Source organism: Denitromonas halophila (assembly GCF_007625155.1).
GTDB classification, from domain to species: domain Bacteria; phylum Pseudomonadota; class Gammaproteobacteria; order Burkholderiales; family Rhodocyclaceae; genus Nitrogeniibacter; species Nitrogeniibacter halophilus.
Map to the genome: position 1 here is coordinate 81,525 of NZ_VMNK01000007.1, position 23,262 is coordinate 104,786.

Consider the following 23,262-nt stretch of genomic DNA (forward strand, 5'->3'; position numbering starts at 1 on the left):
GATTCCTATAATTTGCCGCGGTCTAACGAACCACGAACAATTATTTCCGCCCACGTCATCGCGAGGAGACTTATGGAACGCCGTTCCTTTCTGAAAAAAACGGGTGTCGGCATTGCCGCCGGCGCAGTTGCAGCCCCCGCCATCGCCCAAGGCCTGCCTGAGATTCAGTGGCGCTTGGCCTCCAGCTTCCCGAAGAGCCTTGACACCATCTACGGTGCTGCCGAAGTGTTCCAGGCCCGCGTCGCAGCCGCGACTGGTGGAAAATTCCAGATCCGCGTGTTCGCGGGCGGTGAAATCGTCCCGGCCTTCTCGGTCATGGACGCAGTCAAAGACGGTACGGTCGAATGCGGCCACACCGCCTCGTACTACTTCTTCGGCAAAGACCCGGCCTTCGCGCTGGACACCGCTGTCCCCTTCGGCCTGAACGCACGTGAATTCAACGCCTGGTTCATGCACGGCGGCGGCAAGGAGTTGTTGCGCGAGTTCTTCGCCACCTACAACATCATGAACTTCCCGATGGGTAACACGGGCGCTCAGATGGGCGGCTGGTTCCGCAAGGAAATCAAGTCGGTCAAGGATCTTGACGGCCTGAAGTTCCGCGTCGGAGGCTTTGCAGGCAAGGTCATGTCCAAGCTGGGCACTGTACCGCAGCAGATTCCGGGCGGCGACATCTATCCGTCGCTGGAAAAAGGCACCATCGACGCAGCCGAGTGGGTGGGTCCTTATGACGACGAAAAGCTGGGCTTCCAGAAAGTCGCCCAGTTCTACTACTACCCGGGTTGGTGGGAAGGTGGTCCGAGCCTGTCCCTGTACATCAACCAGGACAAGTGGAAGTCCCTGCCGGACGAGTACAAGGCGATTGTCGAAGCCGCGGCTGCCGAAGCCAACGTCGACATGATGGCCAAGTACGACGCCAAGAACCCGGATTCGCTCAAGCGCCTTGTCGCCGGTGGCGCCAAGCTGCGCCCGTTCCCGCGTGACGTCATGGACGCCTGCTACAAGGCCGCCCAGGAAGTCTATGCAGAGACGACTGCCGCCAGCCCGGCCTTCAAGAAGATCTATGAGCACATGGTCAAGTTCCGCGACGACCAGAACCTGTGGCACAGCGTGTCCGAAGGCAACTTCGACCGCTTCATGCAGACCCGCAAGCGCTAATCCGCTTCGCCGTTTGCCTGATGAAGAACCCCGCTCCGGCGGGGTTTTTCTTTTCTACCCTCGAAAACGACGGGCGCCTAGCGCGATCACCCACCGGGTGATCGGCCTCGGAGCCGAAAAGCGTCCCATGTTCAATACCTGGCTCATGGGCACAAGCGGTCGACGGCGGTTTCCAGATTCAATTGGCTCGCATGGTTCTGGATGTAGCATTTCACTATTGAAGGTTCGGCTGAACGATGCCGTAGCGCTTCATGCGCCGATAGACCGTGGCACGACACAGGCCAAGCTCTTCGGCAACGGCGGTAATGCACCACTTGTGCCGCTGCAATGACTCAAGCAACCACTGCCCTTCCTGATCACGCCATCGCGGCCGTTCCGCCTCGTGGGTTTCGGTGAGCGTTGCCACACGCGTCGGAAGCGGTGCTTCGCGAACATCAGTCAACGGACGCATCAGTTCACCGGGCAAGTCATCGAGATGGATGTTTCCGCCATCGCTCACCGCCAATGCGAAGCGCAGCACATTGCGAAGCTGCCGCACATTGCCAGGCCAGTCGTGAGAGCAAAGTGCGGCCAGGGCGGGCGCCTCGATGCTGGCCGAGTCGCCCATCTCGACCGCCTCCTCAGCGGCCAGTCGGTCGATCAGGTACGCGATGTCTTGCCGCTCCCGCAAGGGCGGAAGATAGAGGATCGCACCGCACAGGCGATAGTAGAGATCCTCACGAAACAGGCCTTCAGCGATCAGTTTGCGCAAGTCACGATGCGAGGCCGCCACAACGGTCAGCCGGATGCTCTGCGGCTTGTCGCCGCCCAATGGCGTAATTTCCTTTTCGGCCAGCACACGCAGCAATCGGGTTTGCAGATGCGGCGGCATGTCGCCGATCTCATCCAGAAACAGCGTGCCGCCATCGGCCTGCGCAATCAAACCGCGCATGCCTTTGCTGCGGCCACCGGTAAATGCACCGGGCGCATAGCCGAAGAGTTCGCTTTCAATAAGCGACTCCGGAATCGCCGCACAGTTGATGGCGACAAAGGCCTTGTCGCGGCGCTCGCTCGACTCATGCAGGGCCTTGGCCACCACTTCCTTGCCTGTGCCGGTTTCACCGTGGAGGAGAATATCGACCGATTTGTTGACCAGCCGCTTTGCCTGACGAATCAGGCGCTGCATCTGCGGATCATCGCCCGCCAGACGATCGAGCGCCGGCGCGCTGACCTCGGGCTCGGCATCGCGGGTGGCGAGCCGGCTCCCCGACAGCGCCCGCGGCGCAATCACGTCGGCATAGAACACCCCGTGCTGGTAGGTCGTCAAGGCCGAGCGCTGATTCGAAACGCCAGCCCGGGCTATACGCCATACCTCGGCAGCGCCTTCGCGGAAAATCATGTCCAGCGACGAGCCCACCAGCTCGGTCACCAAGCCACTCTCCCCGCCCCCGTTGAGCATCCGCCGCGCGCCGCTGTTGGCGCCGACAACGACCCCGTCGGCATCAAATGCCAGCATCAACTCGCCGCTGAGATCCACCATCGGCCACGCCGCTCCAAGGCGCAACACCGAGGCTTCGCGAAAGAAATGCATGAAGTTCGCATCTTCGATCATCTTCGCGTACATCATGGTCAATTGCAGCGCGAGATGCTGACTCTCCTTGGGCGAGGGCGAGGTCAGTGCCGAGACATCGAGCACACCCAGAAAATCACCGGTCGGATCGAGCAAGGGCGCGCTGTTGCAGGTGAGTCCGATGTGCGAGGCATCGAAGTGGTCCGTCTGATGACAGGTCATGGCCGTGCGATCGGCAATGCAGGTGCCCACCGCGCAAGTGCCCGCACGCGCCTCGCTCCAGTCAGCCCCAAGGTATAGGCCGGAGCGGCGCAACTCGCCCTGCCAGCGGTCATTGCCGATGAAATCAACCGTGATGCCGCGCGCATCGGTCAGCAGCAGCACGTAGCCGAGGTCGCACACCCGCTTGTAGAGTTGCTCCATGCCGGTGCGTGCGACCTGGAGAAAATCCTCGATCTGATCGCGATGCTCGCGCAAACGGCCCGCTTCAAGAATATGCGCCGGTGTAGGGCGTGTCGGGTCGAGATCATAGTCCTCGATGCAGCGCCGCCATGATTGCTGGATACGATCAGTGTGCACCGCGTCGGATCGCGTCGAAGACAACACGCGCTCGATATGCGCTCGTTGATCAATTTGATGCATCGTCATGTCTCCTCCCAACGCCCAAGCGCTACGCTCACGGTGCGTTGGAAATACGCCGGGTCCATCACTGGCCCGCGCTTATGTTTGTCTGTCACTTCCCGCCATTTTCGTGAAAATGGCGTCTTGTTCTGCCCTAGTAAAGCACTTGTTGCGTCATACCGCCATGGGGTGCCCGTACCACCATCTTCAGCGCCCGGAAGGTGCTCGCCGGCAATATCCAAACGAGCTACCCGCCAGTAATGCCAGCGAGGACGGCACGCCCCGCCGCCTTACGGAAACACCGCCAGCAACACCTCGCTGCGCTCGACCAGCCAGACCGAGGCCACGGCAATGCATGGCCACGCCAGCGCATGCTGGTAGCGCAGTTGCGGATGTCGCCAGGCGCGCTGCACGGCCCAGAGTATTGGTGCGGCCACCAGCGACAAGGCCAGTTGGCCCAGTTCGATGCCGAGATTAAAACCGAGTACCACACTCAGGAAGCTGCCGCTGAGTGACGGCGCCACCGCCTGCAGCGCGAACGAAAATCCGAAGCCATGCACCAGCCCCACGCAGAACACCGCCGGCGCCAACATCGGACGTTCACCGTCGATCAGAATGCGCGCCCCCGCGTAGATGATGGAGGCGGCAATCGCGATCTCGACGGCCGGGGCAAACCAGGCCAGCTCCGACAAACCGCCCAGCGCGCCAACACACAGCGTGATCGAATGCCCGGCAGTAAAAGCCAGCGAGCTGCGCAGAAAGTGCGTCACCCCCCTCGCCCCGAGCAGCAGGACGAGGATGAACAGCACATGGTCCAGGCCGATCAGCACATGCTCAAAGCCCGAGACCAGGTAGCCCACAAAACCATCGGGCGCGGCGGCGGCCTGCGCGGGCGTTGCCACGTCCGGCGTACCGAGCAGCAAGTGCAAGGCCCCAAGGCTCTGGAAGCTGTCAACACGGCCATCCTCATGATGGCGGCGCACGATGTTCACCGCGCGAGAGGCCAACTCGGGCCACTCGCGTGCGCCACCGGCCAGCACCGGCACCGCGTCCGCCGCTGGCGCATCGAAACGCAGGCGCAGGCTGACCACGGCGTCGGCCAGATCGAGTTCAGTCGCCTCCCCCAGCGCCAGGCCCGGCAGAACGAACTGCTCCACCGCCGGCAAATAACTGAAAGGATCGCGCTCGGCCAGCGTGTCGATCCGCGCCCCTTCGAACCGACCGAGATGGCCGTCAAGCCGCAAAACCTCGCGCAATCGTGCGCGCAACCCGTCGGGGTCACGATGCAGGGCCGGCACGTCCACCGCCAGACGGCCGTCGGCATCGCGGCGCAGGAAGGGCGGCGGCGCCTGATTGCCGCCAGCCTGCCAGTCGGGCGGCAAGAGCGCCAGCGCCAGCGGCAACTGCACATACGCCCGCAACATGCCGTCGCGCGGCGCCAGGTGCACGACGCGCGCCATGAAGTCCTGCACATGGGCTGCCACCGCGCCGCTGAAGCCCAGCAGCGCGGTGGTCAGGGCCAGGGCGCGCAGCAGGCGCACCCCTCGACCGCCGCTTACTGGCGCGGATCCCACAGCCGCTCGCTCGTGGTCTGCTCATAGCCACGGCCGTCGGGCGCGGTGACCAGTTCCAGCTGCATGCCCCAGGGTGACATGAAGTAGATCCAGGTCAGGCCCTTGAGCGGCCCTTCGGTGAACAGGTGCGGTTCGCCGAGGAACTTCACGCCCTTGCCTTGCATGTTGGCCATCGCCGCCTTCAGGTCATCCACATAGAAGGCGATGTGGTGGCCGCCCACGTCGCTGTTCCTGGGCGGCTGGGCTTTCTGGTCCGGCGAGGTGTATTCGAAGATCTCGAAGTTGGTGCCGTTGCCACAGCGCACCAGGTGAGCCACCGAAATCACGGCGCGTGGATTGACGTTGAGGTTCTCCTTCATCCAGTTGTCCTTGAACGGACCGAAGGGGCCGATGGTGAAGAAGGCTTTGCAGCCCATGACGCCAACAAAGAAGTCGACCGCCTGCTGGGCGTTGGGCACGGTAAAGCCGAAGTGCTCGACGCCGCGCATGCCGGGGACGCTATCGGCTTGCGCCACTGGTACAGCGGCAGCCATCGCAGCAGCGACGATGCCGTGGCGCAACCAGCGCCCGGCTCGGGAAGATGTGGTGTGGTTCATGGTCTTGTGTCCTTGTTGGGGTTCTTGGGGGTGCTGCCGGTGCTGCAGACATGCGCTCCAACCAGAAAAAATCGGGGCACCGCAAGGCGGGCCCCCAAAACTCACGCGTGGAGGAGCGCGTTCGATACACCGGTGTGCGCAATGCACACCGGCAAAAGCCGGCCTCAGAGCTCCCGGCGGCGCATGGCACCGGCGATGTACTCGGCCTGGCGAATGGCCAGCGCAACGATGGTCAATGTCGGGTTGGCCGCACCGCTGGAAGTGAACTGGCTGCCGTCGGAGACAAACAGGTTCTTGATGTCGTGGGTCTGCCCCCACTTGTTCACCACGCCATCACTGGCCTTTTCGCTCATCCGGTTGGTGCCCATGTTGTGGCTGGCCGGATAGGGCGGCATGTCGATCACGCGGGTTGCGCCAACGGCTTCGGACAACTTGCGCCACTGGGCCAGACCGTGACGGCGCATGGCGGCGTCGTTGGTGTGGTCGGTCTTGGTGACGATGGGAATCGGCAGGCCGTGCTGATCCTTCTCGGTGGCGTGCAGGGTGATGCTGTTCTCTTCCTGCGCCAGATCTTCGCCGCACACCCACACACAGCTCATGTGATCGAACTTCTCCAGCGCCGAGCTCACCTCACGCCCCCAGCCGCCGGGCTTCATGAAGGCCGCCGCGAACGGCAAGTGCAGCGCCAGACCTTCGAGGTGGTAGCCGCCCATGAAGCCGCGGTCCGGGTTGTTGGGCACTTCGTCGGACACCACGGCGGCGATGTCGAAGCCGCGATACATGTACACCGGCCCCGGGTTGATGGTCAGCGCGGCGGCGGTGGTGTGGTTCATGTAGTTGCGCCCGACCTGACCGGAGGAGTTGGCCAGCCCGTTCGGGAACATGCTGGAGGCGGAGTTGAGCAGCAGACGCGGCGACTCGATCGAGTTGCCGGCCACACACACCACACGTGCCTTCTGCAGATGCTGATTGCCGTCCTTGTCGGCGTAGAGCACACCGGTGGCCTTGCCGCTGCTGTCATGCTCGATGCGCAGCACCATGCTCTGCGGACGCAGTTCGGCATGGCCGGTCTTCATGGCGCGCGGGATCTCGGAGTACAGCGTCGACCACTTGGCGCCGATCTTGCAGCCCTGCATGCAGTAGCCGATCTGCTGACAGGCCGGGCGGCCATCGTTGGGCCGGGTGTTGGAGGCCACCGGACGGACGATGTCCTTGTAGCCGATCTTGCGCGCACCGGCCTCGATCACCTTGTAATGGTTGTTCGGCGGCATCGGCGGCAGGCCGCTGGCCTTGGTGCCGGCCACGCCCATCTTGCGCTCGGCGATCTCGTAGTAGGGCGCGAGCTCTTCGTAGCTGATCGGCCAGTCGAGCACATTGGCGCCCGGCACTTTGCCGTAGGTGCTCAGGGTCTTGAACTCGTGCGCCATGAAGCGCAGCGCCAGACCCGACCAGTGCATGGTCGAGCCGCCCACGCCTTTCACGATCCAGGCCGGCAGGTTGGGATAGGTTTCGGTGTGATGCCAGCCGCCCGCCGAGATGCGCTTGTCGAGCCACGAGATCTTGGCAAACATCGCCCACTCGTCGTTCTCGAAGTCTTCCTGAGTATGGTGCTTGCCGGCTTCGAGGATCACCACATCCACGCCTTCGCGGGTCAGCTCGTCGGCCAGGGTGCCGCCGCCGGCGCCCGAGCCGACGATCACGACGACGCTGTTGTCGTCCTTGGAAAAGGTCTTGCTCATGAGAGTTGTCTCCGTCTGTTCTTATGTTTGTCCGGGTCAGGCCTTGGGCAGCCAGTCGAGATCGTCGAAACCACGATCGACATAGCCGCCCTTCTCCCACGACGAGCCTTCCTCGCCGAACAGGGGCCACACCGCCTTGTTGTTGTAGAAACCGGTCACCATGTCGCCCTTGATCTTCTGAAAGAAGGCGCCGTGCTCGATGGTGTAGAGCAGGGTCAGACGCTCGGTTTCGGTCGGCACCTCGGCATAGGGTTTGCCAAACTGCGCGGTCGCCAGCGCGTCGAGCTGGGCAATGCCATCGCCAATCAGTTTGGCCAACGCCGGGTCCTTGGCCGCGGCCGCGTCGTATGGCTCAATGGCCAGCATGTAGAAGCGGTCGGAGATCTTGTCGTGCGGGAAAATATCGCGCGCCATCACCAGCAAGGTCTTGCCGACGCCAGGGCCGAGATGGGTGAAGCTCGCCGCCAACGCTTCTCGTGCCGGCACCATGAGGCTGCCCGCCGACAGCGCGGTCACGCCGGCTGCGGCCAGACCCGAGCCTTTGAGAAATGCCCGCCGGCTGACGGCAATGCGCTTTTCCGGCACGCGCATGCCCTGCGCGGGGGGGGATTGGTGCTGATCGTCGTTCATGATGTCTCCTTCCTTTTTGTCGCTCTGTCAGGCTTGGGGGCCCGCGGTCGCCTGCGCGCCGCGAGGGAATGTCGGGAACTCGCCGAGCACATCGGCGAGCATCTGTTGCAGGTCAGAAGCAAAGCTGTCGGCCAGCGGTGCGGCGCCGAGCTGCTCTTCGCATGAGGTGGTGACACGCGCCAGCGCCGCCGCGTCGCCGGCCGGGCGCGCCAGCACGGTGCATAGCGCCTGCCAGTCGGGACTCGCCAGCAAGGTGCCCGAGGTGAGCAGCACGCCATTGCGGCGGCGCAGTTGCGCCAGACCGGCAATCTTCTTGCCGTCGGCGACCACCTCCCATGGCGAAAAACTGCCAAAGCAGGCCCAGTTGAGCGCCGGGTCGCTCGGCGTGCGCCGCACCTCTTCCGGGGTCAGCGCGCGGGCCGGCACATCCATGTCACGCAGCAGACCGGCGATCAAGGCACCAAGCCAGCGGTAACTGGAGACCGTGCCGCCACCGAGCAGACGATGGTCGGGCGGCAGCACGATCGAGGTGCTGAGCATCCACGGACCGGTCAGCACCGCCCCGCCGCCGGAGCGACGCTGGACCATTTCGGGCAAATCCGTGCCGCCACGTGCGCGCGCCAGCATCGCCGCCTGGGAGCAACCAAAGACCACGCCAGGGCGACGGTAGGTCCACAAGCGCAATTGCGGCGTGTGCACCGGATGCTCGAGCAAGGCTTCGTGCCAGCGCTGTTCTTGCGCGCAACTGACCACGGCGAGGCGGGGATCGTCGGTCAGCATTACAGCGCTGCCGTCTCGATGCGGCGGGCCAGATCACCAAGAAACAGCGCCGCGGGGTAGCCATCCACGACGCGGTGATCGAATACCAGGTGCAGGCCCATCATCGGCGCGCTGACAATCTCGCCGTCGCGCACCACCGGCCGGTCGAGCACCCGCGTCACGCCCAGAATGGCGACCTGCGGCGGATTGATGATGGGCGAGAAGCGGTCGATGGCGGTCATGCCCAGGTTGCTCACCGTAAAGGTGGCGCGCTGATAGCTGCCGGCGCTGAGCGTGCCGGCACGGGCCCCCTCGGCCAGACGTCGCAATTCGGATGTCAGAGCCGGCAGCGACAGGGTGTCGGCCTCGCGGATGACCGGCACCATCAGCCCATCGTCGAGACTGACCGCCACACCGAGGTTGATGTCGGGCATCAGCTCGGCGGCCTTGTCGCGCATCAGGGCGTTGAGCCGCGGATGCTCGCGCAGAGTCAGCGCCACCGCGCGCAGCAGCAGCACGGTGAGGCTGGGCCGGTGGCCTTCGCCGGCCAGCGCCTCGCGCATGGCCTTGAAGCGACTCACATCCACGTCGATCGAATGCGCCACCCGCGGGATCTGCCAGCCCTGCCCCATGCTGCGGGCGATGGCGCCGCGCAGCCCGGTGAGCGGCAGCATGCGGTCGGCCGTGTCGTCGGCGGCCGGGGTGATTGCCGAAGTGCTCATGGCTCAGGCCTCGAGCACCGCGAGCACCACCCCGCGACCGAAGGTGTCATCCGCCGCCACCGCAAGCCGGGCGACCGTGCCGGCGGCGGGGGCCAGAATCTCGTGGGTGGTCTTCACCAGTTCGGCCACGCCAAGCACATCGCCGGACTCGACCTTGTCGCCCACGGCGACCTGCCATTCCTGCAGCAGCGCCTCGGTGCCTTCTTCCACGTCCGCCCACACGGCGTCATCCAGAACAATATCGGTCATGCTTTTTCTCTCTTTCAATCGAGGTTGAGTTGCATCAGCGCGCGCACGGCGTCGGCAATGCTGTCCACTTGCGGGATGGCAAACTGCTCGAGCGGGCGGCTGAACGGAATCGGCACATCGGGCACCGCCAGGCGGCGAACCGGGGCCTTGAGCTGCAGATGGTTGAGCTGCTCGGCGATGATCGCGGCGATCTCGCCGGAGACGCCGAAGGAGAGGTAGTCCTCGTCGGCGATCAGCACACGGCCGGTCTTGCCGACCGAACGCAGCACCGTCTCCTTGTCGAGCGGCACCAGCGTGCGCAGATCGACGATCTCGACGTCGATGCCCTCGGCGGCGAGCTTGTCGGCCGCCAGCAGCGACTTCTGCACCATCTGCGACAGGGTCACGATGGTCAGGTCCTTGCCTTCTCGAACCACTTTGGCCTGGCCGAAGGGGATGGTGTAGGGCTCGGCCGGCACTTCGTTGGTGCTGCCCTCGAAGTAGGACATCCACGACAGACCCATGATGCCCTTGTGGTACATGAAGACCACCGGGTTGTCGTCGCGGATGGCCTGGATCATCAAGCCCTTGGCGTCGTAGGCGTTCGACGGCACCACCACCTTGAGACCCGGCATGTGGGCGAAGGTGGCGTACAGGCACTGCGAGTGCTGGGCCGCGTCGTTGTAGCCGCCGCCAATGCCCGTGGTGATGACCACCGGCAGCTTGACGTTGCCGCCCGACATATAGGTGTTCTTGGCCAGATGGTTGTAGATCTGGTCGAAGCACACGCCGAAGAAATCGACAAACATCAGCTCCGAAATCGGCCGCAGCCCTTCGGCTGCCGCACCGATCGCGGTGCCCATGAAACCGGTCTCGGAAATCGGCGTGTCCATGATCCGGTCGGGGCCGAACTTGTCGAGCAGGCCGGTGGTGGCGCTGAAAATGCCGCCGTACTTGCCGATGTCCTCGCCCATCACGAAGACCCGGTTATCGCGCTCCATCTCCTGGCTGATGCCCTCTGAAACGGCTTCGGCCATGGTCAGCGTGCGCACCTTGGTTGCAGTGCTCATGGTGTTCTCTCCTGAAATCTTGGGGTCGGGGGCTCAGTCGGCAAAGACATGCAGCAGCGCGTCTTCCGGGGCCGGATACGGGCTGTTGCGAGCATGTTCATACGCCGCCTGCACCCGCACACTGACCGTGCTGCGCAGCGCCGCATCCTTGGCGTCATCGAGTTCGCCGCGCTCACGCAGCTGCGCGCCGAGCACATTGATCGGGTCGTTTTCGCGCAGATGCTGGGCTTCGTTCTTGGGCCGGTAGGTTTCCGGGTCGCCCTGGAAGTGCCCCAGGTAGCGGTCGGTCTTGACCTCGATCAGCGTCGGGCCTTCACCCCGCCGTGCCCGCGCCACCGCCTCACCGGCCGCCGCGAACACCGCCACTGCATCGTTCTTGTCGACCAGCACGCCGGGCATGCCGTAGCCGGCCGCGCGGTCGGCGTTGGAAGCGATGGCCGTCGATGCCGACTTCTCCACCGAGATGCCGTACTTGTTGTCTTCGCACACGAAGATCACCGGCAACTTCCACAGCGAGGCCAGATTGAGCGCCTCGTGGAATGAGCCCTGGTTGGCCGCCCCTTCACCAAAAAAGGACACCGCCACCCAGTCCTTGCCGAGCTTCTTGGCCGCCAGCGCCGCACCGCAGGCCTGTGGTGCGCCCGCGCCGACGATGCCGCTGCACGAGAACTTCACCGCCGGATCGAACAAGTGCATGTGACCGCCCTTGCCCTTGCCCAGCCCGTTCTCCTTGCCGAACATCTCGGAGGTCATCGCCAACAGATCAACGTCCTTGGCGATGGCGAAGTGGTGCGGGCGGTGCGCGCCGACCACGGTGTCTTCGCGGCGCAGGTGGGCACACACGCCCACCGCCACCGGCTCCTGACCCGCCGCCAGGTGCATCTCACCCGGCACCGGGCCGGCACCGATATCAAAGGCCAGGCCTTTCTGGATCTTGGGTGGCAGCTTGCCCTCGAGATAGACCTTGGCCATGGTCTCCTCGTACTCCCGGATCTCGACCATCTTTTCGTACATCCACAGCAGCTGTTCGGACGTGGGGTCCATGACAGTTCGCCTCCTTTGTTCTCGCTATGTGTCGGCAGGACCGCAGTCCTGTCGCCGACCCCGTATGGCGTCGGCTCGCCAACCCTGTTTGCAAGAGCGGTGCCAGAAGCGGAAAAGCACCCAAAAAGACATTTCAAGCCACTGTTTTTATTGCTTTTTTATAATTTCTCTGGCCTCGACGAGGCTCCTTTCGGAGCGCCCGCCGTCGCACCGGGTGCGACAGATGTCGCACCGGATTAAACGGGTGTATGCCTGATGCGACGCGGCGAAGGCCGTGGTGTCAGAGCCGGTCGTTCGGCGCCACAAACTGACATCTCGCGGCGCACTCTTTTGCCCGCCCAAGACATCGCGAACACGGTGCAACAGATGTCGCTTGCGTCGCAGAGCGCCCACACCAAGTGTCGCTCCGCTGCGCCTACCCAAACATGCTAGCCATTGATTTTTAAAGGATTTTACCCGTGGCACAGAAGTTGCCATGGCTCGTCCTGCCGGCTGCTACGCCCTTTGCACACCTCAGCAGATGCGACAGGGGGCGGGACAAGCGGGCATGTCTTGAACCGCCTGCAGCGGCGAAGACATCCATCCATCAAAAGAATGCAGGGGAGTCACATGAAGAAAAATCAATCACGCTCGGTCGCGGGTCGCGCAAGCGCCACGGCAGCCATAGCCTTGACCGCGCTGGCGCTGACGACAGCTTCGGGCATCGTCCACGCAGGCACGGTCATCGGCGAAATCGGTGGAACCAAGATCTCCATCTTCGGGATTCTCGACGCCGGCCTGCTCTACCAGAGCAAGTCGGGCACCAAGGGCAAAGCCAAGTCCTCGCTGGAAACCAGCGGGATCACACCGACCATCATCGGCTTCAAGGGCGAGCGGGATCTTGAAGACGGGCTCAAGGCCTTTTTCAATCTTGAAGCCCACTTCGACCTCAACAACGGCATGTTTCACGGCTCCGGCGATGCCGACGGCACCGGCTCGCCGCTATTCCGTCGCCAGGCCAACATCGGATTGAGCGGCGACTGGGGCAGCGTGACGCTGGGTCGGCAATACGGCCCGGCCTTGCTGGCACACGTCGGCACCGAGGCGCGCGGCTTCAAGGAGCAGTTCTCGAACGTCTACGCCTGGGCCTACAACCAGTACGCCGCCACGGCTGGCGCGGTGGGCACCGAGCGCAACACCAACAACGACGTCGGCATTTTCTTCAACAATGCCGTGCAATACCGCCACACCCTCGGCCCGGTGAACTTCGGCGTGTTGTGGGCGCTGGGCGGCAAGTCAGGCAGCACCACCAACAACAGCGCCTGGGCGCTCGGCGCGACCTACACCGGGCCGGTCACGCTGTCCGCGTCCTATCAGGTGATCAAGGATGAAGACACCGGCAACAACAACGTCAAACACGGCGGTGTCGGCATCGCGGTGCCTTACGGGCCCTTCACCTTCAAGGCGAACTACCTCAACGCCAAAAACGAGACGCGCTCCGGTGCCAACGTATCGGATGTCGGCGCACTCGGCCTGGGTATCGACTGGAAATGGCACGCCAAGCACACCGCGACCCTCGCCTATTACAACAACAAGGACGATCGCAACCCCAACGACAAGACCACCAACCTCGTCATCAGCAACGACTACGCCATTCGCCCCGACACCACCCTCTACGTGCAGATGGCGCACATCGACGCGGGCTCGGCGGCCACCATCAAGACCAGCATCGTCGCGGCCGGCATTCCGGCCGTGGGTGAGTCAGCGACGCTACTCAACGTCGGTCTGAATTTCGCTTTCTGACGCACGCCGCAACCACACCCAGGCACTGCAAGCACAACAGGCCACCCCGGCCATCCCGAACAAGAACGACTGGAGACATCATGAAACTGATCAACCCCATCCGCCTGGCGCCGCTCGCGCTCGCCTTGAGCTGCGTTGGCGCCATCGCCGCCGGCGACGCCAAGCCCGGTTTCGACGACCCCGACAACTGGCCGCAATACCATCGCAGCTCAAACGCCTGGCGTTTCAGCCCGCTGACCGAGATCAACAAGGACACCATCAAGAAGCTCAAGGTGGCGTGGATTCATCAGCCCGGCAATATCACCCATGGCCTGCAGGCGACGCCGATCATTCTGGACGGCGTGCTCTACTACATCTCGGCCTTCAACAACGTGTGGGCCGTTGATGCCGCCAGCGGCAAGACGCTGTGGCACTACGAACCCAAGCTCGACCCGATCTCCAAGCAGGTGTTCTACGCGGCAGCCAGCCGCGGCGTGACCGTCGGTCGCGGCAAGGTGTTCATTGGCACGCTCGACGGCCGCTTCATCGCCCTCGACCAGACGAGCGGCAAGGAAGTCTGGTCCACCCAGCTGAGCGACCTCAAGACCCAGCACGGCGCCTTGTTTTCGGCCCCGCCGCAACTGGCTGGCGACGTGCTGTTTGGCGGCACCACCGGCGGCGACCAGCCGATCGCGGGCAAGATCTACGCGGTCAATGCCGACACCGGCAAACCGGCGTGGACCTTCGAAGTCATCAAGGATGACCAGGAGAGCTGGCCGGGCGACTCGGGCAAGCGCGGTGGCGGCTCGGCATGGATGCCGGGCACCTACGATGCGCAGTCGGACACCATCTTCATCGGCACCTCGAACGCCGCGCCGGACTTCTACGGTGTCGACCGCAAGGGCGATAACAAGTACACCGCCACCTTGCTGGCAATCGATCCGAAAACCGGCAAGCTCAAGTGGCACCGTCAGGAGATCCCGCACGACGTGTGGGACTTCGACTCGGCGTACGAAGCGCTGGTGGTCAAGAAGGACGGCAAGGATGTGATCGTCCATCTGAACAAGAGCGGCTTCGTGTTCGTGATGGACAAGGCCGATGGCAAGCTGGAAAACGTGTGGCAGTTCGCCGAGAACATGAACTGGGCCAAGGGCATCGACCCGAAGACCGGCGCGCTGATCGAACCGCGCAGGCCGCAACCTGGCAAGCGCGAGCTGCTGTGCCCCAACCTGCTCGGCGCACGCAGCTGGAACCACGGCGCCTACAACCCCGGCACCGGCCTGTGGTACTCGCATGCCATGGAAGTGTGCAACGAGGTGGTCTCGGGCAAGGATGACCCGGACAGTCTCAAAGCGATTTCGGCGCTGTCGCTCGGTATCGACGAAATCAAACTGGTGCCGCCGCCCAACAGCAAGGACCCGTACGGCCGCCTGGATGCGCGTGACCCGCTCACCGGCAAGCTCAAGTGGAGCATCCGCTACGACCTGCCGCCGCTCTCCAGTGTCCTCACCACCGCTGGCGGACTGGTGTTCACCGGCGACATGGAAGGTCATCTGTTTGCCTACGACGCCGACAACGGCAAGCAGCTGTGGCAATTCAATGCCGGCTCCGGCGCACGCGGCGGCCCGGTGAGCTACGCCGTCAATGGCAAGCAATACATCGTCATCCCGACCGGACTCGGCTCCCATGCGCCGGGCTTCCTGGCCGGCGCCTTCCCTCAGATCAAGGATCTGCCGGGGGGTGCCGCGCTGATCGGCTTCACGCTCGAGTAAGCCCTGCTCCGCGGGAGGCTTCGGCTTCCCGCGGGCCTGCGGGCAGTAGCCCCGCCCCCGGCCTCTCTAACAAACGGAGTTCTCAATGAAACAAAGCGGCCACTTCCCCGGCATCGTCCGCCTGCCTCGCCCCACTGTCCGGCGCCTGATCGTTTCGCTATGCGTGAGCCTGTGGACCAGCACCACTTGCTTCGCTGTCGCCCCACCCGCCGATCCGGCGCGCGCGCAGCTTGCCGCCGGCAAGAGTCGTTTCGACAAGCTGTGCGTGAGCTGCCACGGACCAGACGGCGCGGGCAAGGACACCTACGGCCCCAAATTGCAGCATCGGCCTGAGCTTACCGAAGCGCAGATCCGCGAACGCATCATCCAGGGCAAGCACGGCGACCACGCCATGCCGCCGTGGGGCACCGTGCTCGATGGCAAAGCCATCGACGAGCTCGTCGCCTATGTCGGCATCCTGCGCCAGCCCGCTGAAAAGCAAAGCACCGCGCCGCTGTCCCCCTTCGATCTCTACGACCCCGCACGGATCGAAAACGGACGCAAACGATTCGCCAAAACCTGTGCCGGCTACTGCCATGGCCACGAAGGCGTCGGTGGCCGTGCACCGGACTTCAAAGGCCGCACCGACCTTGGCGCCCAACAGACCTTCGATGTCATTTTTCATGGTCGCATGGGCTCGGACGTCATGCCGCCATGGGGCGACGCATTCTCGGAGGAGAAAATCTGGGAACTGGTGGCCTACCTGCAACATCTCGGACGACAAAAGCTGGACTAGTCTTTCCGCAGGCCCACCGCGGAAGAAGGAATGCTCCGCCCTAGCCAGCCTGACCAACTGAAGAGGCTCGGAGTCGTCATCGGTGCGCGAGCCAGAAAAAGCGCAACACCACGACTGAAGCGCTGACGCCCGAGGAGTTGAATCTCCTCAGGCGTCAGGCGCTGCGACACAGCACGGCATCACAAATAGCGGGGATCAACCCCAGCGGAGCTTAGTCGCCGCCGCGCATGAACTGCACCTGGAACATGTCCGCCGGATTCAGCTTGGCATCGACCTGGCCCTTGAACTGTCCGGTCGTGCAGTGCTTGCTCTGCACATCGACCATCGAGAAGGCGTCATCGATGCCAATGCCAGCGCCCTTGTTGAGCGGCAGATGATGGTCCGGGTGGCTCTTGCCGACCGTCCAGACCTTCCACAGTTCGCCCTTGCGGTCATAGACCTCGACCGCACCGTTGAGGTTGCCCAGCTGCGCGTCCATGTAGAACACCCGCTTCGACACCGGGTGGTTGGTGTTGACCGGCGTGGCCTCCAGCACATAGGTCTTTCGCAACTGCCAGGTACCGTCGAAGAAGCACTCGCCCTTGCCGCCGAAGCTGACGTATTTGTACCCATCACGGTCCTTGAACTCGTCGGTCAGCTTCAGATCGTTGTGGTTCCACATCGGCAGCAGGACCGTCTTGGTGCCCTTGTAGGTCCACTTCATGTCCGACACCCGGCCGTTGTAGCCCTCGAAGTCTTCGATCATGAGGTCAGAGCCGAGGAAGGCATCGGTGGTCTGACCGGTCGCGAGGCGGCGCACCCGGCGCTGGAAGCCGAGGTAGAGGTAAGCGTCGTCCAGCTTCTGGTCGTCGTCATAGCGCTGGATCAGCAGTTGGGTGTTTTTCAGGTCTTGCGGTTCAAGCACTTTCACATAGATCGCCCGAAACAGATCCGACGGGTTTGGGGTGATCTCGGGTACCGGGGCGTCCTGAACACGATGCTTGAAGTTCAGGAAGTGCATATTCATCATGATGGTGCGCTCAAGCTCACCGGTTTCCATGTTCCGGTACTTCCAGAAAAACGGATAGATGGCGGCGTTGTCACCCCAGTTCACACCATATTTGTAGTTCCAGGCGAGCTTCTCGCCGGCGCGCGGGTCGTTCAGGTCCGGCTCCTCAGGGAATGGCCGCCCGGCCACAAAGCCGGTGATATCACCATTGTTCGCGCCGAGCTTGGCGGTGTTGAGGTTCTTTTTGGTGGCCTCCACATAGGCCTTGTTCATTTCGAACTGGGTGGTGGCCCCCACTTTGACCTCGTAGTAGCCCTCCTTGATCATCTTGTAAATGCCCACCGCAAGCGCGTCTTTGAATTGCTCGACGTTCGCTTTGGTGATCACCGCACCGGCCGACAGGCCGGCAACGCTGGGCACGCCGTTTTTATAGGGATTGAATGAGGCTTCGACATCCGCCTCGGTGGCGGCGTAAGCGGTCGTCACCAGCCCCGCCATCATGAGCGCCAGGCTCAGTTGCTTGATCATTGTTGTCTCCTGTCAGAACTTGTAACGCATCATGAAAAAGATGTCGTCTTCATACATCGACACCCCGATCGGACCCGCGCGGAAGCGGCCCAGCGGCTCGTAGCTGGCCAGACCCGCCGAGTAGCCGACATCGGCTGCGGTGCCGGTATAGGGCGCATAGGGGTTGCACGAGCGGCAGTCGTCGAAGCGGTTGCGCGAATTGGACCCGCCCTTGAAGTTGGCGCCAACCACCAGCTTGAGGTTGTCGGTCACGCTCCACTCGACTTTTGGCGCGATGGCATGGGTGCGGGAGCGGAAGTCGCGCGCGATGATCAGCTCGGGGCTGAGCCGGTCGTTCATCAGGAAGGCCTTGATCAGCACGGTGCCAATGAAGTTATCTTTCCAATCCGGCATGCCGACCGGGCCGAACGCATTGACCGCGCCGCTCGGTGCCACGCGTGAGCCCTTCTTGTAGTACTCGTGATCGAAGATGTGTTGCCAGAACAACTGCGCCGAGATCAGCGTGGTGCGGCGCGGGTTGATCCACGAGATGAAGGTCGGTCGATCGATGCCGATCACGCCGCGGAACACGTTGTTCTCCGAGTACAGCCGCTCGCGCGCCGTGTTGGCGAACTCCTCACCCTGGGTGAAGGCGCCTTCGAGACGGACCGCCGCGCCAATTGCCTCGGCCTCGAAGTCCATCGAACCACCGATCAGATTCACCCGCGGGTAGTGCACATCGAAGGCGATCAGGTTGGTTTCTGCCGCTGTTTTCGGCGCCCCGGTGAAGGGGTTGGTCGGGCCGGTCACCAGTCCGCGCAGGGACGGCAGCTGGGAGCGGTAGGTCAGCGCGTTGAGCGAGAAGCTCAAGCCGCCCTGCGTCACCCCCTCGAACTTGATCCCCAGCTGGGTGTTGGAGAGCGACCAGTCCGGCAAATCCACGTCACGAATACCGATCTGATGCGGGCCGAAGTCGGTGGCGGTGGTGCCGTTGGCGAAGTTGGCCACGGTGCCGCCGTTGTCCCACAGGTTGGCCATGCCACGGAAGAAGCATCCGGCATCGAGGATGGCGTTGGGCGAGCCGCACTGCCCAAGGTTGTTGGGCCGGAACTTGTCGACGTTCCACACGATCTGCAGGTTGCGGTCCTGCATCGACTCGGACGGCCCCATGCGGTACTCGGCCTGGGCGATCCACATCGGGATGCGGATGTCCTGCAGTTCGTCGTAGATGTTGTTGCGCGAATAGTCGACCGGGTTGATCACGTCGAGCACCCGGAACAGGTCGGTGCGCCCCCACACCACCTGCTGCTTGCCGAGCTTCAGGAACAGGTTGTTGCCGTTGTCGAGCGAGATGTTCTTCTTGACGTAGGCCTCACGGATGAAGTCGAGCCGATCGTTGAATTCCGGCATCTCCAGCTCCGACAGCGACAGATCGCCGTAGCCGCCAAAGTCGCGGCAACCGCGCTTGTCCTCATCACAGGGCCGCACCGGCACGCCGAAGGCAACATCGCCAGGGACGATCGAATGCCAGCGGTCGCCAAGCACGCGCATGCCGTCGTTGGGGTTGGCATTGATGTCGAAACCGAAGGCGTTGCCCGGAGGGCCCGAGCCGTTGTTCACCACGCCCGCACCATGCGCCACCGAGGTCGAGCCGCCGGCACCCGACACATTGTTCAGCATAATCGGACCGCCGGCATCCTCGCCGAACTCACCCTTGTTCATGCGATAGACGCCATCCCATGTGCCCCGCAGCACGCCGTGAAAGCCCCAGCCGCCGGCCAGGCGCTTGTCGGCCTCGACCTGCATGGTGTTGCGGAACTTGGCCAGTCCGACGGTTTTGCCGGTCGCGTCCTTGCCGCGATGCGCGGTGTGGTTCTCGTAGTAGATATCCACGTCCCACGGCCGGGTGTCGCCGCCCAGGTCGGGCAGGCCGCCGGCGATGGCCGGGCCGGCCAGGGCGGCGGTCAGCACGGCGACATGAAGCCGGGCGGTTGGTGGCTTTTTGTTCGGGTACCACTTCATGGTGAGTCTCCTCCTCTGGTTTTCACCGGCGCACCACACGGCACGCCGACGCTTGCTTGCCCTGTGTGGTCAGTCCGTCTCCAGCACCCCATCCGCGTCGTAGCGCGCTGCCGTCACGAAGCGCGGCTTGAACACGACGCACCAGCTGGGCACGATGAGCACCGCGGCAATGGCATTGACGATGAGCATGAAAGACAGGAGCACCGCGGCATCCGACTGGAAGCGCAGGTCCGACATGAAGATCCACATCACCACGCCGGCGATCAGCGTCACGGCGGTGAAGGAGACGGCATAGCCGGTGGTGGCCACGGCCTTGATGACCGCCTGCTTGATGTCCTGGAGTTCCGCGAACTCTTCGCGGATGCGGTCCATGAAATACACCGCATAGTCGATGCCGACACCGACGCCGACGGCAATCACCGGCACCGTGTTCACATTGATGCCGATGCCCGCCGCGCCCATGTAGGCATAGGTCATCAAGGTGGAGAACAGCATCGGCAGGACCATCAGCCAACCCGCATGCAGCGAGCTGTAATAGATCATGACCAACAGGAAGGCGAGCGCCATCACTGCCGGGATGATGACCATGTGGTCGGTATGCAGCGCCTGGTTGCCGGCCGCCGTCACACCGATGATGCCGCCGCCCAGCGCGATCTCCAGATCCGGCACCTCGGCCTTGAGCTTGCGGATGCCCTCCTCGGCCAGCGCGACGATACGATTGATGGTGTCGGCCCGATGATCCTTGTAGTAGAAGACCATATTGGCTTCGCGCTCATCGGGCGTGATGAACTCCTTGAGCGCACCGGGAATCGGGCTGGAGGCCATGTAGGCGAACATCAACCCGCCCACCTCCTGCGCCGTGTCGGGGATCTGCATCCAGCGCGGGTCGTCGTTGTGGGTGAGCTTGTTGACCACCCGCACCACCCCCGGAATCGCCTTGGTGCCACCCAGGCCCGGATCGGACAGCATGTGCGCCTGGAAGCGCTCCATCGCCGCCATCACCTCGGGCCGTTTGATGCCCCCCTTCTCTTCGGTGCGCGCCGACACATGCAGTTCTTCCGAGCCCGGAAAACGCGTATTGATCGCCGTGGTCGACACGTTGTAGTCGTGATCGCGATGCAGCAGCGGTGAGCCGGGCTCGGATTCTCCGAGCTGCACCTTGGTCACAAAATAGGTGCCGCCGATGGCGCCGATCAGGCTGAGGATCAGGATCGAGCGCGCACCGCCGTCGGTACCGCCCGTCTTGGCCATCGCCGCGCCGAGGAAATTGCGCACGCCCTGGTTGGCGTTCTCGGTGGTGCGCGGTTGCGGCAACACGGTCAGCGCCAGCGGCACCATGAAGTGCACCGTGAAGATCACCGAAAAGCCCCAGAAGCCCGCAGCCACGCCGAGCTTGTGGTTGAACGGCGCCGCGCCCAGCACCAGCACCGCGATACCCACGGCATCGACGATGATCGCCAGCGAGCCGGGCCGGAACAACGCATCCAGCGCGTTACGCGCGGCCCGTTTGCCGTCCTTCACGATCGCCAGCTCTTCGTAATAGCGCGCAGCCAGTTGCACCCCGTGCGAGGTGGCGCGCGCCGCGATGAGGAAGGGAATCGGCAGCGACAGCGGCTCGAGGTTGATGCCCATCATCGCCATGAAGCCCAGGCCCCAGATCGACGACAACGCAATGCCCAGCAGCGGCAGCGCGATGCCGTAGAGGCGGCGGAAATAGACGATCAGCAAGGTCGCCAGCAGGGCCAGCGTCCAGGCCAGGATTTCGAGAATCTGGTTGATGTAGGTGTACACCCAGCCGGTCAGCACCGGGTTGCCGGTCACGTGCACCTTGTGCCCGGCTGTCTCCAGCTCGGCGCGCACCTGTTGCAGCGCATCGAAGGTGGCCTTGTAGTCGATGTCGCTCTCGTTGAGCTGCGCCTTGATCAGCGCGGCTTTCAGATCGGGCGACACCATCAGCCCATACATCGTCGGGTTGGCGATCACGTCCTGCTTGAGCTTCTCCAGCTCGGCCACGCTGCGTTGGGGCTTTTGCGGATCGTAGTAGGACTCCGAGGCGAAGCCGCCGTACTCATCCAGAAAAATCTTGCGTGCCGTGCGGTGCGTGAGGCTGAACACCAGGTTGTGGTTCACCCCCGGCAGGCTGTCCACGCCCTGGGTGGCGCGATGAATCAGATCCAGCGTGTCATTGTTGAAGATCGTGCCCTGCTCGGCCTCGATCGACATCACGATCATGTTGGCGCCGCCAAAGTTCTCCTTGAGGCGGTTGTAAACTTGGATGTAAGGATGGTTCTGCGGTAACAGGTCCGAAAAATCGGAATACACCCGCAGCTTGGGCAAGGCCGCACCGAAGATCAGCGTGCCGATCAGAATGAAGCCGAGCACGATTTTCGGGTTGGCGAAGATCCACTCTTCGGCCCGGTGCAGCTTGTGGGTAATGGAATGCTTGAATGCGCTGACCATGATTTCCTCCTCAGCGGGCCGACGTGGCGATCACGCGCAGCAGGCCGCCGGGCCCGCCAGCGACCAAGGCGGACTGCCCAAGCACCGCGGCACCAGAGGCGAAGAACACCGGCAACGGATCGGGATAGGCCACCGCCCGCCAGACCTCGCCGTCGAGCCGCGCGACCGTTCCCCCCGCGCCCACGCCATGCGGAGCGCCGTCCTGGAGGAACAAGCGGTAGAGCGGCGCACCGGTCGCGTTGGTCTGCCGAACCCAGTTCAGGCCGCCATCCGTGGTGTGAAGGACCTGCCCGGCCAGGCCACTCACGTAGCCTTCGTCGCGGGACACGAACAGCGCGTCGTAGGGGTAGAACTCGTCGGGCATGCCGCCGCGGGGAGCCCAGTGGGCGCCGCCGTCTTCCGTGACGAACACCATGCCGAACTCGGCCGTGGCAATGCCGAACTGCGCATCGACAAAGCGCAGCGCCGTGATCTGAGCGTCCTCGCCCAGATCAGTCACCTGCCAGCTCGCCCCCTGGTCAGCGCTATGTGCGATCTGGGTGCGGGTGCCGGCCACCCACCAGCCACCCTGGGTGTCGCACGCGACGGTCAGCGGCACGCGGGGCTTGTCGAGTTCAGCCGCCTTCCAGTGCTGCCCATCAGCATTGGCGTGCCACACCTTGCGGTAGAAATCGACACCCAGCAACGAGCCGTCCGGGCAAACCGTCAGGCCAATCAATGAGGCCGGGCCGAGCGCTTCGCGCCGCCAGTTGCGACCCTGGTCGCTGGACACCAGCACCGCACCAGCTTGCAGACCAGCCACGATCACCTGGTCATTGGAAACCAGTGACTGCACCACGTCATAGCGCTTGAGCGGTCGGGCCGCGTCCGCGGTGGCGGCTGACAAATCGGCCTCCCCGCCACAGCCGGCCAGCGCAAGCGCCGCCAGGGCTGAGGGCATCAGTCGCGCAATGCGACAGCTTCGAATGCTCACCATCTCCTCCTTTGTCGGGGCAAAAGAAGCCCCGTGCCGCATGGCGGTGCCATGCGGCTTGTCTCGTTATGTTTTTCAGGAATGACAGCGGCGCGAGGGCCGCAAACCGGTCTGCGCTAGCGGCCCAGATCCTTTGCCGAGGTGCCGGCAATGCCCCAGTTTTCTTTGGGGACGTCGTGGATCCACACCCGCACGTTCTGGGCCGGTGCACCGACGGCGTCGACCAGGGCCTGGGTCACTTTCTCGATCACCGCCCGCTTCTGTTCCTCGCTGCGGCCTTCAATCATGTAGATCTGTGCAAAAGGCATCTCGCTCTC

Annotated in this window: 19 protein-coding genes; 4 read left to right on the plus strand and 15 right to left on the minus strand. The window is 63.6% G+C overall.

Translation table 11 applies throughout. The annotated features are described in order from the left end of the window. Positions 1–72 precede the first annotated feature (72 nt). Positions 73–1,155, plus strand: a complete 1,083-nt coding sequence (locus FHP91_RS09880; RefSeq protein WP_144309435.1) for a TRAP transporter substrate-binding protein — start codon at positions 73–75, stop codon at positions 1,153–1,155. A 214-nt stretch (positions 1,156–1,369) separates the two neighbouring features. Here FHP91_RS09880 and FHP91_RS09885 read toward each other — a convergent pair whose 3' ends face one another. The 10 genes from FHP91_RS09885 to FHP91_RS09930 form a co-directional block, all read right to left on the minus strand. Beyond that, complete coding sequence (locus tag FHP91_RS09885; protein ID WP_144309436.1) at positions 1,370–3,346, minus strand: sigma-54-dependent Fis family transcriptional regulator; 1,977 nt, start codon at positions 3,344–3,346, stop codon at positions 1,370–1,372. A gap of 269 nt (positions 3,347–3,615) precedes the next feature. Next, positions 3,616–4,899 (minus strand): HupE/UreJ family protein, encoded by a 1,284-nt coding sequence (locus FHP91_RS09890; RefSeq protein ID WP_186301501.1) that lies wholly within the window; start codon positions 4,897–4,899, stop codon positions 3,616–3,618. Then, positions 4,881–5,495 carry a VOC family protein gene (locus tag FHP91_RS09895; RefSeq protein ID WP_144309438.1) on the minus strand — a complete coding sequence of 205 codons (615 nt, stop codon included), beginning with the start codon at positions 5,493–5,495 and terminating at the stop codon, positions 4,881–4,883. The genes FHP91_RS09890 and FHP91_RS09895 overlap by 19 nt, the downstream gene beginning before the upstream one ends. A gap of 164 nt (positions 5,496–5,659) precedes the next feature. After that, positions 5,660–7,234 carry a GMC family oxidoreductase gene (locus tag FHP91_RS09900; RefSeq protein WP_144309439.1) on the minus strand — a complete coding sequence of 525 codons (1,575 nt, stop codon included), beginning with the start codon at positions 7,232–7,234 and terminating at the stop codon, positions 5,660–5,662. A 36-nt stretch (positions 7,235–7,270) separates the two neighbouring features. After that, the gene (locus tag FHP91_RS09905; RefSeq protein ID WP_246116271.1) at positions 7,271–7,864 is read right to left on the minus strand and encodes a gluconate 2-dehydrogenase subunit 3 family protein; all 594 of its coding nucleotides are present in this window, start codon (positions 7,862–7,864) and stop codon (positions 7,271–7,273) included. 27 nt (positions 7,865–7,891) lie between these two features. Next, positions 7,892–8,644 carry a lipoate--protein ligase family protein gene (locus FHP91_RS09910; protein ID WP_144309440.1) on the minus strand — a complete coding sequence of 251 codons (753 nt, stop codon included), beginning with the start codon at positions 8,642–8,644 and terminating at the stop codon, positions 7,892–7,894. Then, complete coding sequence (locus FHP91_RS09915; RefSeq protein WP_144309441.1) at positions 8,644–9,345, minus strand: dihydrolipoamide acetyltransferase family protein; 702 nt, start codon at positions 9,343–9,345, stop codon at positions 8,644–8,646. Before FHP91_RS09915 ends, FHP91_RS09910 begins: the two co-directional genes overlap by 1 nt. A 3-nt stretch (positions 9,346–9,348) precedes the next feature. Further along, positions 9,349–9,594 carry a lipoyl domain-containing protein gene (locus FHP91_RS09920; protein ID WP_144309442.1) on the minus strand — a complete coding sequence of 82 codons (246 nt, stop codon included), beginning with the start codon at positions 9,592–9,594 and terminating at the stop codon, positions 9,349–9,351. A 14-nt stretch (positions 9,595–9,608) separates the two neighbouring features. Continuing rightward, entirely contained in the window at positions 9,609–10,643 is a 1,035-nt protein-coding gene (locus FHP91_RS09925; RefSeq protein ID WP_144309443.1) for an alpha-ketoacid dehydrogenase subunit beta, read from the minus strand. A gap of 33 nt (positions 10,644–10,676) precedes the next feature. Beyond that, entirely contained in the window at positions 10,677–11,687 is a 1,011-nt protein-coding gene (locus tag FHP91_RS09930; RefSeq protein ID WP_144309444.1) for a thiamine pyrophosphate-dependent dehydrogenase E1 component subunit alpha, read from the minus strand. A 609-nt stretch (positions 11,688–12,296) separates the two neighbouring features. On the opposite strand from FHP91_RS09930, the gene FHP91_RS09935 reads away from it, so the two are divergent. The 3 genes from FHP91_RS09935 to FHP91_RS21445 all read left to right on the plus strand — a co-directional run bounded on the left by FHP91_RS09935 (position 12,297) and on the right by FHP91_RS21445 (position 15,995). Continuing rightward, positions 12,297–13,469, plus strand: coding sequence for a porin (locus tag FHP91_RS09935; RefSeq protein WP_144309445.1), 1,173 nt, complete (start codon positions 12,297–12,299; stop codon positions 13,467–13,469). 80 nt (positions 13,470–13,549) lie between these two features. Next, positions 13,550–15,220, plus strand: coding sequence for a pyrroloquinoline quinone-dependent dehydrogenase (locus FHP91_RS09940; protein ID WP_144309446.1), 1,671 nt, complete (start codon positions 13,550–13,552; stop codon positions 15,218–15,220). A gap of 85 nt (positions 15,221–15,305) precedes the next feature. After that, positions 15,306–15,995 (plus strand): c-type cytochrome, encoded by a 690-nt coding sequence (locus tag FHP91_RS21445; protein WP_144309447.1) that lies wholly within the window; start codon positions 15,306–15,308, stop codon positions 15,993–15,995. A 211-nt stretch (positions 15,996–16,206) separates the two neighbouring features. Here FHP91_RS21445 and FHP91_RS09950 read toward each other — a convergent pair whose 3' ends face one another. From FHP91_RS09950 to FHP91_RS09970, 5 genes are all read right to left on the minus strand, one after another. Continuing rightward, a complete protein-coding gene (locus FHP91_RS09950) occupies positions 16,207–17,511 on the minus strand; it encodes a DUF1329 domain-containing protein (protein WP_144309448.1) in 1,305 nt (434 codons plus the stop codon). A gap of 12 nt (positions 17,512–17,523) precedes the next feature. Further along, complete coding sequence (locus FHP91_RS09955; protein WP_144309449.1) at positions 17,524–19,512, minus strand: DUF1302 family protein; 1,989 nt, start codon at positions 19,510–19,512, stop codon at positions 17,524–17,526. A 69-nt stretch (positions 19,513–19,581) separates the two neighbouring features. Then, positions 19,582–21,972: an efflux RND transporter permease subunit gene (locus FHP91_RS09960; protein WP_144309450.1), complete on the minus strand. Its 2,391-nt coding sequence runs from the start codon at positions 21,970–21,972 to the stop codon at positions 19,582–19,584. Positions 21,973–21,982: 10 nt separating this feature from the next. Beyond that, a complete protein-coding gene (locus tag FHP91_RS09965) occupies positions 21,983–22,948 on the minus strand; it encodes a WD40/YVTN/BNR-like repeat-containing protein (RefSeq protein WP_186301502.1) in 966 nt (321 codons plus the stop codon). Positions 22,949–23,061: 113 nt separating this feature from the next. Further along, a complete protein-coding gene (locus FHP91_RS09970; RefSeq protein WP_144309451.1) occupies positions 23,062–23,253 on the minus strand; it encodes a 2-hydroxymuconate tautomerase in 192 nt (63 codons plus the stop codon). Between the last annotated feature and the right edge of the window lie 9 nt (positions 23,254–23,262).

Bases quoted from the DNA above. Each gene is read 5' to 3' on its own strand.
- FHP91_RS21445 (WP_144309447.1), top strand. From the start codon at position 15,306: ATGAAACAAAGCGGCCACTTCCCCGGCATCGTCCGCCTGCCTCGCCCC.
- FHP91_RS09910 (WP_144309440.1), bottom strand. From the start codon at position 8,644: ATGCTGACCGACGATCCCCGCCTCGCCGTGGTCAGTTGCGCGCAAGAA.
- FHP91_RS09920 (WP_144309442.1), bottom strand. From the start codon at position 9,594: ATGACCGATATTGTTCTGGATGACGCCGTGTGGGCGGACGTGGAAGAA.
- FHP91_RS09930 (WP_144309444.1), bottom strand. From the start codon at position 11,687: ATGGACCCCACGTCCGAACAGCTGCTGTGGATGTACGAAAAGATGGTC.
- FHP91_RS09895 (WP_144309438.1), bottom strand. From the start codon at position 5,495: ATGAACCACACCACATCTTCCCGAGCCGGGCGCTGGTTGCGCCACGGC.
- FHP91_RS09955 (WP_144309449.1), bottom strand. From the start codon at position 19,512: ATGAAGTGGTACCCGAACAAAAAGCCACCAACCGCCCGGCTTCATGTC.
- FHP91_RS09950 (WP_144309448.1), bottom strand. From the start codon at position 17,511: ATGATCAAGCAACTGAGCCTGGCGCTCATGATGGCGGGGCTGGTGACG.
- FHP91_RS09915 (WP_144309441.1), bottom strand. From the start codon at position 9,345: ATGAGCACTTCGGCAATCACCCCGGCCGCCGACGACACGGCCGACCGC.
- FHP91_RS09885 (WP_144309436.1), bottom strand. From the start codon at position 3,346: ATGCATCAAATTGATCAACGAGCGCATATCGAGCGCGTGTTGTCTTCG.
- FHP91_RS09935 (WP_144309445.1), top strand. From the start codon at position 12,297: ATGAAGAAAAATCAATCACGCTCGGTCGCGGGTCGCGCAAGCGCCACG.
- FHP91_RS09940 (WP_144309446.1), top strand. From the start codon at position 13,550: ATGAAACTGATCAACCCCATCCGCCTGGCGCCGCTCGCGCTCGCCTTG.
- FHP91_RS09960 (WP_144309450.1), bottom strand. From the start codon at position 21,972: ATGGTCAGCGCATTCAAGCATTCCATTACCCACAAGCTGCACCGGGCC.
- FHP91_RS09965 (WP_186301502.1), bottom strand. From the start codon at position 22,948: ATGGTGAGCATTCGAAGCTGTCGCATTGCGCGACTGATGCCCTCAGCC.
- FHP91_RS09905 (WP_246116271.1), bottom strand. From the start codon at position 7,864: ATGAACGACGATCAGCACCAATCCCCCCCCGCGCAGGGCATGCGCGTG.
- FHP91_RS09925 (WP_144309443.1), bottom strand. From the start codon at position 10,643: ATGAGCACTGCAACCAAGGTGCGCACGCTGACCATGGCCGAAGCCGTT.
- FHP91_RS09970 (WP_144309451.1), bottom strand. From the start codon at position 23,253: ATGCCTTTTGCACAGATCTACATGATTGAAGGCCGCAGCGAGGAACAG.
- FHP91_RS09900 (WP_144309439.1), bottom strand. From the start codon at position 7,234: ATGAGCAAGACCTTTTCCAAGGACGACAACAGCGTCGTCGTGATCGTC.
- FHP91_RS09880 (WP_144309435.1), top strand. From the start codon at position 73: ATGGAACGCCGTTCCTTTCTGAAAAAAACGGGTGTCGGCATTGCCGCC.